General features: G+C 70.5%; 9 protein-coding genes. 5 read left to right on the top strand and 4 right to left on the bottom strand.

Annotated elements, in window-relative coordinates; translation table 11 throughout:
* Nucleotides 1-91 precede the first annotated feature (91 nt).
* Nucleotides 92-1,123: a metallophosphoesterase family protein gene (locus tag H4W30_RS21615; RefSeq protein ID WP_225949810.1), complete on the top strand. Its 1,032-nt coding sequence runs from the start codon at nucleotides 92-94 to the stop codon at nucleotides 1,121-1,123.
* Nucleotides 1,124-1,314: 191 nt separating this feature from the next.
* On the opposite strand, the gene H4W30_RS21610 is transcribed toward H4W30_RS21615, so the two are convergent.
* The 3 genes from H4W30_RS21610 to H4W30_RS21600 form a co-directional block, all read right to left on the bottom strand.
* Complete coding sequence (locus tag H4W30_RS21610) at nucleotides 1,315-2,400, bottom strand: iron-siderophore ABC transporter substrate-binding protein (RefSeq protein ID WP_192744512.1); 1,086 nt, start codon at nucleotides 2,398-2,400, stop codon at nucleotides 1,315-1,317.
* Between the two features lie 113 nt (nucleotides 2,401-2,513).
* A complete protein-coding gene (locus tag H4W30_RS21605; protein WP_192744511.1) occupies nucleotides 2,514-4,271 on the bottom strand; it encodes an ABC transporter ATP-binding protein in 1,758 nt (585 codons plus the stop codon).
* The gene (locus tag H4W30_RS21600) at nucleotides 4,268-5,953 is read right to left on the bottom strand and encodes an ABC transporter ATP-binding protein (protein ID WP_192744510.1); all 1,686 of its coding nucleotides are present in this window, start codon (nucleotides 5,951-5,953) and stop codon (nucleotides 4,268-4,270) included. Before H4W30_RS21600 ends, H4W30_RS21605 begins: the two co-directional genes overlap by 4 nt.
* A gap of 105 nt (nucleotides 5,954-6,058) precedes the next feature.
* On the opposite strand from H4W30_RS21600, the gene H4W30_RS21595 reads away from it, so the two are divergent.
* Together H4W30_RS21595 and H4W30_RS21590 are read left to right on the top strand one after the other, a co-directional pair.
* Nucleotides 6,059-7,102, top strand: a complete 1,044-nt coding sequence (locus H4W30_RS21595) for a FecCD family ABC transporter permease (RefSeq protein WP_192744509.1) — start codon at nucleotides 6,059-6,061, stop codon at nucleotides 7,100-7,102.
* Between the two features lie 23 nt (nucleotides 7,103-7,125).
* Nucleotides 7,126-8,163, top strand: a complete 1,038-nt coding sequence (locus H4W30_RS21590) for a FecCD family ABC transporter permease (protein ID WP_126732104.1) — start codon at nucleotides 7,126-7,128, stop codon at nucleotides 8,161-8,163.
* On the opposite strand, the gene H4W30_RS21585 is transcribed toward H4W30_RS21590, so the two are convergent.
* A complete protein-coding gene (locus H4W30_RS21585) occupies nucleotides 8,144-8,995 on the bottom strand; it encodes a DMT family protein (RefSeq protein WP_192744508.1) in 852 nt (283 codons plus the stop codon). The two genes, H4W30_RS21590 and H4W30_RS21585, sit on opposite strands and share 20 nt — an antisense overlap.
* Nucleotides 8,996-9,148: 153 nt before the next feature.
* Between H4W30_RS21585 and H4W30_RS21580 the strand changes: the two genes are divergently transcribed.
* Together H4W30_RS21580 and H4W30_RS21575 are read left to right on the top strand one after the other, a co-directional pair.
* Entirely contained in the window at nucleotides 9,149-9,673 is a 525-nt protein-coding gene (locus H4W30_RS21580) for a DinB family protein (protein ID WP_192744507.1), read from the top strand.
* A gap of 17 nt (nucleotides 9,674-9,690) precedes the next feature.
* Nucleotides 9,691-10,401 (top strand): MBL fold metallo-hydrolase, encoded by a 711-nt coding sequence (locus H4W30_RS21575; RefSeq protein ID WP_192744506.1) that lies wholly within the window; start codon nucleotides 9,691-9,693, stop codon nucleotides 10,399-10,401.
* Nucleotides 10,402-10,469: the final 68 nt, after the last annotated feature.

Genomic DNA, 10,469 nt, shown 5'->3' with positions numbered 1-10,469 from the left:
CCCGTTTCGTTCCGTGAAGGCCTCCTCGAGAGGCCTTCACGGACTTGCGTTGTTCAGAATCCGGCCATAAAACGTGAGTAGCGTTCGGGTTATGGATCGAAGAGCTTTCATGGTGACCGCCGGTGGTGCGGCGGCGGGGGCGGCGATGCTGCCGGGACAGGCGGAAGCGCAACCGCAAGGGAAGTGGGGCCCGCACGGGCCGGTCGTCCGCTTCAACATCCTGAGTGACATCCAGGGTGACCTCACCGATTTCGGCAAGGCGCTCGACGACCTGCACGCGATCAACCCGCGCAGCGCGGGGCTCGGTATCGCGGGCGACCTCACCCCGCGCGGCTACGACTTCGAGTACGCCCAGCTTCGCGCGACCTTCGACAAGCACCCGCATCCGCGCGAGGTCGCGTGGGCGATCGGGAACCACGAGTTCTACGTCCCGAAGTGGCGGGATCCCGACACGCTCGCCCAGGAGACCTGGCCCAACGGGACGACCGAGGACTCCCTCTTCCGCAGCTTCTACCGGTTCGCGGGCCGCAACACCGTCTACAACGAGACGTCGTTCGGCGGCGTCCCGGTGCTCTGCCTCGGCACCGAGCGGTACGCGAAGTACCACGACCCCAAGCTGTGGGACGAGGTCTGGATGAGCGACCGCCAGTTCACCTGGCTCGAACAACGCCTCCGGTACTGGTCGAACCGGCGCAGCCCGGTCATGGTGCTGACGCATCATCCGCTGCCCAACACCGTTTCCGGCACGCACAACAAGCTCTACCGGTCCGACTACCTCCAGCCCGACAGGCTGCTCTCGATCCTCGGCCGACACCGGGACGTGTTCCTGTTCTCCGGGCACACGCACTGGGATTTGAACCTGTCGGACTGGGTGGTCCGCCGGGTGGTGCCGGGGACCGGCAACCTGGAAGGGTTCACCGTCGTCAACACCGCCGCCGTGCAGACCGGCTGGACGGACGACGGCAAGGGCGGGGAAGTGTCCCTCGGCGGCGCGTTCAACCAGGGGCTTCAGGTGGAGGTCTCGCCGTTCTCGGTGGTCATCAAGGCGCGTGATTTCACCACGAAGAGCTGGTTGAAGCAGATCACCGTTCCGCTGCACAACTCCTGGGGTTTCCCGCACTGAGCGGGCGTTGAGAGCGGTCTCGTGTCCATGAAGGATTTGGGACGTTGAGTGTCCGAAATCCTTCATGGACGACCCCTGCGCCAGCGGCTGGCGGCCCTGAGGGTTGCGACTGCCTCCCCGTCCGCGCGTGAAGGCCCCCTTCCCTCGGCTCAGCCGAGGGAAGGGGGCCTTCACGCGCACTGGGAACCGGCTCAGTTGGCCGGCTTGACCTCGGTATTCGGGTCACCGTCGACCGCGGTGGCGAGCTGCGGGACGATCCGGTCGATCACGAACGGCAGGCTCAGCACGGTCACGAAGGAGACCGCGCTGCCGTAGGTGCCTTCGTTCTCGATGAAGACCTCGCGCTTCTCCTTCGCCACCTTCAGGCCGCTGTAGAGCGCGTCCTTGCCGAGGATCTCCTGCGCCTTGGCCGGGGTGTCGATGAGCCACACGAGCGCGTCGCGGTCGAGCAGGTCGGTCCGCTCGGCGCTGAGGCTCTTGCCGAACTTGTCGCCGATGGCGGCGTCGAGATCCGCGGGCAGCTTGAAGCCGAGCGATTCGAGGATGTGCGAACGCCCGTCCTGGCTGCCGTAGACGAAGTAGCCCTCGTAGGTCGAAGCCATCAGTGCCGACTTGCCCGCGAACTCCGGGTGCTCCTTGCGGGCCTGGGCGAACTTGTCCTCGACGCCCTTGACCAGTTCGTTCGCCTTGGTGGAACGGCCGACGGCCTGGCCGACCTTCTTGGTCGCCTCGTTCCACGGGATGCCGTAGTCGTTGTACTCCTTGGGCTGCGCGACGACCGGGACGCCGATCTGGCTCAGCTTGTCGTACTGCTCCTTGGTGAGCCCGGAGTACAGCGCGATGATCAGATCCGGCTTGAGCGCGGCGATCTTCTCGTACTGCGGCCCGTCCACGTCCTTGAGGACCTCGGGCAGCGCGGCGCCGCCGAGCTTGTCGGTGGCCCACGGGCCGATGGTGCCGGGGAACTTGCCGAGCCACTCGGTGACACCGACCGGGACCACGCCGAGCGCCAGCAGCGCGTCCTGCTCGGTCAGGCCGACCGTGACGACGCGTTTGGGCTCCTGCGTGATGGTGGTGCTGCCGTACTTGTGCTCGATCGTGGTCGGGAACGCGTTCGCGTCGACCGCCGAGCCGGCGGAGTTCTGCGCGGCCGGGGTGGCCGACTCGCCGCCTCCTCCGCACGCGGTGAGCGAGGCGGCCAGCACCAGGGTGGACGCCAGCAGGCCGGCGGTCTTCAGGCGCCCGCGCACGGCGGAGAGGGTGGGGATTCGGGCCATCGTCCGTCCTTCGTGATCGGCTGTCCGGCGGAATGCCGGATTAATCGAGGATCAGGTTTGGCTAACCTAAGACGCCGACCGGTCGATTGCAACCGGTGTCGCTGCGTCCCGGGTCACGTCTGTGAACGGTTGTCCGACCAGGCCGCCCAAAGCGTTGCGTATTGACCGCCGGAGGCCACGAGTTCGTCGTGCGTGCCGCTTTCGACGATCACACCCGCGTCGAGCACGACGACGCGGTCCGACGCCGCCGCCTGCGTCAGCCGGTGCGCGACGACCAGGCCGGTCCGGCCTTCGAGCGCCGCGGCCGCGGCGGCTTCGAGGGTCTTCGCGCCCGCGCTCCCGGCTTCGGCGGTCGCCTCGTCGAGGATCGCGATCGGCGGATCGGCGAGCACCAGCCTCGCGAGCGCCAGCTGCTGGGACTGGGTGACGGTCAGCCGGTGCCCTCCCTCGCCGACCACGGTCGCGAGTCCGTCGCTGAGCGCCTCCGCCCAGCCGCGTGCGCCCACTTTTTCCAGTGCCGCCAGCAATTCCGCGTCGGATGCGCCGGGACGCGCGAGGCGGAGGTCGTCCGCCAGCGAACCGGCGAAGACGTGCACCTCCTGGCTGATCAGCGCGACCGCCTGCCGCGTGGCGGACGGGCCGAGCTCGTCGAGCGGGACCCCGCCGACGGAGATCGTTCCCGAGGCCGGGGTGTGGATCCCGGCGATCAGCTTGGCCAGTGTCGTCTTGCCCGCACCGCTCGCGCCGACCAGTGCGACCCGTTCGCCGGGGGAGAGGCTGAGGTCGACCTCCCGCAGCACCGGATGTCCGTCCACATAGGAATGAGAGATGCCCGCAGCCTTCACCGAGGCGTCGACGGGCTTCGCCGGCCGTTGGGGTTCGCGCGGCGCGGGCAGATCGGCGACACCGATCAGCCGGGCGAGGCTCGCGGCGGCCGCCTGCGCGTCGTCCACCAGCGCCAGCGCGCTGTTGATCGGACCGAAGAGACTGTGGAAGTACAACGCCGCCGCGGTCGCCGCGCCGACGGTCACGGCGTCGGCGCCGACCAGCAGGAACCCGGCCGCGAGCACGGCCGAGAGACCGACGAACTCGGCCAGGTTGAGCCGGGCGAAGAACCTCGTCATCAGCCGGACACCGCGCAACATCAGGTCCATCGCGCCCTCGGACCGCTGCCGGACGCGCTCCACATGCGCGTCGGCGAGCCGGAACGCGCGGACGGTCTTCGCGCCGCCGATCGTGTCGAGCAGTTGCTGCTGCTGCGAACCCGTCGCGATCCGCTGCTTCGCGTACAACGGGACCGCGTTGCGGACGTACCAGCGCACGGTGTGCAGCTGGATCGGCGTCGCGAGCAGGGCCGCCAGGAGGAACCGCCAGTCGAGCACGGCGAGCGCGCCGAGGGTCAGCACGATCGTCAGCACCGAGCGGCCCAGTTCGGGGAGGGCTTCGCGGACCGCCCTCGCGACGACCGTGACGTCGTTGGTGACACGGGCGGTCAGGTCGCCGGAGCCCGCGCGTTCGACCTGTTCCAGCGGGAGGCCCAGCGCCCGGTCGACGAACCGTTCACGGAGTTCCGCGAGCAGTGTTTCGCCGAGCTTGGCGGTGAGCGAGACACCCAGTGCCGTCGCGATGGCCTGTGCGACGGCGACCAGGACTAGTGCCACCACGGGGGTGGTCAGCTCGGTCGCGGGCCGTTTCTCGATGACCAGGTCGACGATGTGGCCGAGCAGCCGGGCGGTCAGCAGCCCGATCGCGGTCGCGCCGACGAGCATCGCCAGCGCGCCGACGGCGCGGGCCTTCGAAGTGCTGAGCAGTTCGCCGAGGACCGCCCGGATCCGCTTGCCGTCGGCGGTGGGGAGGAGTTCGCGGGTCATGACAGCACCGCCGCGCGGTAGTCGGCGCGGTCACGGGCGAGTTCGGCGTGGCCGCCCTCACCAGTGATCCGGCCGCCGTCGAGGACGACGACGCGGTCGGCCACGGCGAGCAGCGCGGGGCTCGTGGTCACCAGGATCGTGGTCCGTCCTCTCCGTAGCCGGGCGAGCCCGGCGGCGATCTTCGCCTCGGTCACCGTGTCGACCGCCGTCGTCGGGTCGTGGACGACGAGCACCGGCGCGTCCGCGGCCAGCGCGCGGGCGAGCGCGACCCGCTGCCGCTGGCCGCCGGAGAGGGAGCGTCCGCGTTCGGTGACCGCGGTCGCGGTGCCGTCCGGCAAGGCCGCCGCGACCTCGTCCGCGGCCGACGCGGCCAGTGCCTCGTCGATGGAATGGCCGTCGGCGTGGACGTTCTCGGCGAGCGTCCCTTCGAACAGGTCCGCGTCGTGCGCGGCGACCAGGACGACCTCCCGCACCCGGTCGGGGTCCACAGTGGACAGATTGACGCCGTCGACGTGGACCTTGCCCTCGGCCGGATCCCCCGCGCGGCCGAGACAGTCGAGCAGATCGGTCGCGGCGGCCGGATCCGCGGCGACGACGCCGATCAGCTGCCCGGCCGGGATGTCGAGGTCGACGCCGCGGAGGCAGCCGTAGGTGACCTCGGTGAACCGGACGTTCCCGGTGGCGGGCGACGGGAGTTCGCCGTCGCCCGAGTCCACCGCGACCGGCGTGGTCAGCAGATCGGCGACCCGGGCCGCCGACGCGCGGCCCTGCGCCAGTTCGCCGTTGACCCACGAGAAGATCAGGAACGGCGTGAGCAGGAACTGGGCCAGCCCCACCGCGGCGACGAGATCGCCGACGCTGATCGATCCCGACGAAGCGAGATGCCCGCCGACGAGGGCGACGACCGCGATGAAGCCGCCGGTCAGCGCGAGCACCGCGCCGTCGTGCCAGGCCTTGGCCCGCGCGGCGCGCAAGGTCGCCTTGAGCGAGCTCTGGCTCGTCTCGCGGTAGCGGGCGACCGCGGCGGGTTCGGCGCCGATGCCCTTGAGCACCCGCAGGCCGGACACCAGATCCGTGGCGACTCCCGAGGCGTGCGCGGACCGCTCCTGTTCGGCTTCGCTACGGCGCTCCAGCGGCTTGCCGATGAGATGGGCCAGGTAGAGCAGCGGCGGCGTGCCCAGGAGCACGAGAAGCCCGAGCGGAAGCGAGATCCGCAGCAGCGCGATGGCGCTGACCAGCACCCCGGCGAGCGCGGCGATCCCGAACGGCAGCGCCGCGTTCACCACCCCGACGCGTTGCGCGTCGCTGGTGCCGATGTTGACCAGCTCGCCCGCCAGCTTGCCCTTGTCGGCGCCGCCGCCGGGATGCAGGACCCGGCGGCTGATCGCGATGCGCAGGTCGTGCGCCGCCCGTAGTGACGCGCCCTCGGCCGCGCGCGCGGCGAACCGGTAGCTGTAGGACAGTCCCGCGAAGATCACGCCGAGCACCGCGATCCAGAACACGAGCGTGCCCGCCGATCCGCCGTCGACCGCCTGGTCGATCACCACGCCGATGATCACCGGGACGAGGGCTTCACCGCCCTGGTGCCCGGCGGCCAGCACGGACGCGAGCGTGACCCGTCGTCGCTGCCCGGAAATCGCCTGCCGCAGGACACTCCGGCTGGTGGTGGCCGTTGCGGTCACCGGCGCCTCCGTTCGTGGTGGGGAAGGTAAGGCTAGTCTAAGTAGGTAGCTCGTTGAGGTGAACTCCGGCGTTCGGTTAGCCTCGCCTCACTCGAAGGAGGTTCCGTGGTCGTCACCGAACGCCCGCCCGCCGCGGCGTCCCCGCCCAGCGCGGCGGCACGGACGTTCCGCGCCGGCGGACTGCTGGTGGGGCTCGCCCTGCTGGCGCTGGTGTTCCTGCTCAGCATCTGGGTGGGGTCGAAGAGCATCCCGTTCACCTCCACCTGGTCGGTGCTGTGGCACAACGACGGCTCGACCGAGGCCGTGATCATCCACGACCTCCGTATCCCGCGGACCCTGCTGGGCGTGGTCGTCGGGGTGGCGCTCGGCCTGGCCGGTGCGGTGATGCAGGCGCTCACCCGGAACCCGCTCGCCGACCCGGGCCTCCTCGGGGTCAACACCGGTGCTTCGGCAGCGGTCGTCTCGGGGATCGCGTTCGTCGGCGTCACCAGCGTGCTCGGTTACATCTGGTTCGCCTTCGCCGGAGCGGCGATCGCCTCGGTCGTGGTGTACGTGCTCGGCTCCGCGGGGCGCAGCGCCACGCCGGACCGGCTCGTGCTCGCCGGCTCGGCCGTCATGGCCGTGCTGCAGGCCTACATCGTCGGGATCCTGCTGCTGATGCCCGAGACGTTCAACCAGTTCCGCTTCTGGAACGTCGGTTCGCTCAGCGGCCGGAAATGGGACGTGTTCTGGCAGATCTCGCCGTTCGTGGCGGTCGGCGCGATCATCGCGCTGCTGCTGGCCCGCCCGCTCAACGTCCTCGCGCTCGGCGACCAGACCGGCAAGGCGCTCGGCGCCCACGTCGGCCGCACCCGGGTGCTGGGCGCGATCGTGGTGACCCTGCTCTGCGGCGCGGGTACCGCGGCGATCGGACCGGTCGTGTTCCTCGGGCTCGCCGTACCGCACGCCGCGCGCCTGCTGGTCGGCCCGGACCAGCGCTGGGTCCTGCCGTACTCGATGCTGCTCGCGCCGATCGCGCTGATCGGCGCCGACGTCGTCGGCCGCGTGCTGAACCCGCCGGAGGAACTGCAGGCGGGGATCGTCGTCGCGTTCCTCGGCGCGCCGGTGTTCATCGCGCTCTGCCGCCGCAGGAAGCTGGCCAGGCTGTGACCGCGATCAAGGAGCACCCACGGATGAGCACCCGCGTCCTGCGCACCCCGGGCGGCGGACTTTCCCTTCGCGTCACCCCGCGGGCCGCGATCGTCGTCGCGCTGCTGGCCATCGCCGTGTTCTTCCTCGGCGCCGTCAGCATGACCACCGGCGACTACCCGTTGTCCGTCGGCGAGGTCATCCAGACGCTCTTCGGCTTCGGCGACCGGAGCACCGAGTTCATCGTGACCACCCTGCGGCTGCCCCGGCTGCTGACCGCGCTACTGGTCGGCGGCGCCCTCGCGGTCAGCGGCGCGATCCTGCAGAGCCTGTCCGGAAATCCGTTGGGCAGCCCCGACTTCATCGGCTTCACCGAGGGCGCGGCCGCCGGCGCGCTGCTGACGATCATCGTGGTGCACGGCGGCATGCTCCAGGTTTCGCTGGGTGCCCTGGTCGGTGGCGTCGTGACCGCGGGCCTGATCGCGTTGCTCGCGCTGAAAGGCGGCGTGCACACGTTTCGCCTGATCCTCGTCGGTATCGGCGTGAACGCGATGCTGCTCGCGTTCAACTCCTACCTGATCACCAGGGCCTCCTGGCAGGACGGCCTGGCGGCGCAGGCGTGGCTGGTCGGCGGGCTCAACGGCCGCGGCTGGGAGCACGTCGTCCCGGTCGCCATCGCCATCGCCGTCCTGCTGCCGCCCGCCCTCGTCTACGGCAGAAGGCTTTCCCTGCTGGAGATGGGGGACGACTCGGCCAAGGGACTCGGCGTGCCGGTGCAGCGGAGCCGGGTCGTGCTCCTCGGGGTCAGCGTGGGGCTGTGTTCGATCGCGACCGCGGCCGCCGGTCCGATCGCGTTCCTGGCACTCGCCGCGCCTCAGCTGGCGAAGCGGCTCACGAGGTCGTCGGGCCCGGGGCTCGCCGCCGCGGCGCTGATGGGCATGCTCCTGCTGGTGACCAGTGATCTGATCACCCAGCAGTTCCTGGCGGGCCTGCCCGTCGGTCTCGTGACCGGGGCGATCGGCGGGTTGTACCTGGCGTGGCTGCTGGTGTCCCGGCGCGGGGTCAGCCGAGCGGCGCGCTGACCGGCTCGATCGGCGCGGGCTCGCCGAAGCGGGCCAGCGCCAGCGCCGCCGAAACCGCGAGCACGAACCCGACCGCCGCGACGGCCGCGAACCCGGGTCGCGTGGTGTCACCCAGCACGAGCACCCCGATCAGGGATGGAAGAACGGTCTCGCCGATGACCATCATCGCGGTCGACGTGGTGACGCTGCCGCGCTGCAACGCGGTGGCGTAGAACAACATCGCCAGCGCGCCCGCCACACAGAGCGTGTAGGTCGCCGGGTCGGCCAGCAGATCGAGCGGGGCCAGGCTGGTGAGCGCGCGGCCGGAGAGGGCGACCACGCCGAAGCACAGGCCGGCGATCAGGCCCAGCGCCGGTGTCCGGATCCGGCGCGGCGCGCGTCCGGCGAACATCCCGGCCGTGCCGAGCACCACGACCGCGCCGACCAGCGCGAGCCGGAAACCCAGCCCGGTCGACGCCGAACCCTCGCTCTCCGCCGACATCCCGAGCAACGCGAGCCCGGCGCAGACGACCGCGACCGCCGTCCACTCGCGACGGCCGAGCCGGACCCCGAGCGTCCGCGCGGCCACCGCTGTCACGGCGAGGCTTCCCGCCAGCGCCGCCTGGACCACAAAGAGCGGCAGCACCCGGAGCGCGGCGACCTGCGCGACGAACCCGATGACGTCGAGCGCGAGACCCGCGACGAACTTCCATTGCCGCAGCACCCGCACGAGCAGGCGGGGATCGACGCGGTCTTCCGCGCCCGACGTCGCTTTCGCGGCGATCGCCTGCATCACCGAAGCGACGCCGTACGCACAGGCCGCGAAGAACGCGCAAGCCAAACCCCACCACATGAATCGAGCCTAGCCCTGCGGTGCCGACACGTAACTCGCGTGATCAGGCGCGTAACTCGCGTGTTTGGGCGCGTAACTCACGAGTTGCGCCTTCGATCACGCGAGTTATGCGCTCAATCACGCGAGTTACGCCGGATGTGTAGGGTGAGCGGCATGTCGAACACGAGTTCGAGTACCGCTGAGCCGGTGGAGCGTGCCTGGCCGGGCGGGATCGCCGAAGACGAGGCCGGGCTCCAGTGGGACTTCCTGCGGTTCCTCCGCGCGACAGCGGTGAACAAGGTCGCCGGGCTGACCAGGGATCAGGCCGCCGCGACACCGCTGCCGTCGTCCCCGCGGATGAGCGCGCTAGGGCTGCTCAAGCATCTGACCGCTGTGGAGCGCTGGTGGCTCTCGATCGAGGCGGGCGGCGCGGATCTGCCTTCGCTGTGGGAAGGCTCGCCGGATCCGAGCTGGGATCTGACCGAAGACGACGACCCGCGTTCCGTCGTCGCGGCGTACCGCGCCGAGTGGGCCTTGGCGGAGTCGTCGCTGGCCGGGGTCTCGCCGGACGACCGCGCGCGCAGGTCGGGGAAGTTCACCGTCCGCTGGGTGCTCGCGCACGTCGTCCAGGAAACGGCGCGGCACGTCGGGCATCTGGACATCCTGCGGGAGCTGGCCGACGGAACCACGGGGGAGTAGCGCCGTAAGGTGTCCGCATGGCTGACAGGCTGTACTTCCGGCAATTGCTCGCGGGCCGTGACTTCGCGGTGGGAGACCCCGTCGCGACGCAGATGGTCAACTTCGCCTATCTGATCGGCGACCGGGAGACGAACGAGGCCGTCATCGTCGACCCGGCGTACGCCGTCGGCGATCTTCTGGACCTGCTGGAGGCCGACGGCATGCGGCTGACCGGCGTCCTCGCCACGCATCACCATCCCGACCACGTCGGCGGCGAGATGATGGGCTTCTCGCTGCCGGGGATCGCGGAGCTGCTGGAACGCGTCCAGGTGCCGATCCACGTCAACGGCGCGGAGGCCGAGTGGGTCCGCCGGATCACCGGTGTCTCCGGAACCGATCTGCGATCGCACGACCACGACGACGTCATCGAGGTCGGCGCGGTGCCGATCCGGCTGCTGCACACGCCGGGGCACACCCCGGGCAGCCAGTGCTTCCTGGTCGACGGGAAGCTCGTCTCCGGCGACACGCTGTTCCTCGAAGGCTGCGGCCGGACCGATTTTCCCGGCGGCGACGCCGAGGCGATCTACCGGAGCCTGCAGTGGCTGGCCGGACTTGACGGCGATCCGGTCGTCTATCCGGGACACCAGTACTCGGCGGAGCCGTCGGCGAACCTGTCGCGGGTGAAGGACACGAACTTCGTGTTCCGGCCGAAGTCGCTGGACGAATGGCGGCTGATGTTCGGCGGCTGACCCGCGTTCAGAGGACTAAACGCGGGAAGGCACTCAGCGTCGTACGCGCGGCCGAGCTCCGATCGGAG

This window comes from Amycolatopsis roodepoortensis, from assembly GCF_014873915.1.
GTDB classification, from domain to species: Bacteria; Actinomycetota; Actinomycetes; order Mycobacteriales; family Pseudonocardiaceae; genus Amycolatopsis; species Amycolatopsis roodepoortensis.
This window is presented reverse-complemented; position numbering and strand designations above follow the sequence as displayed.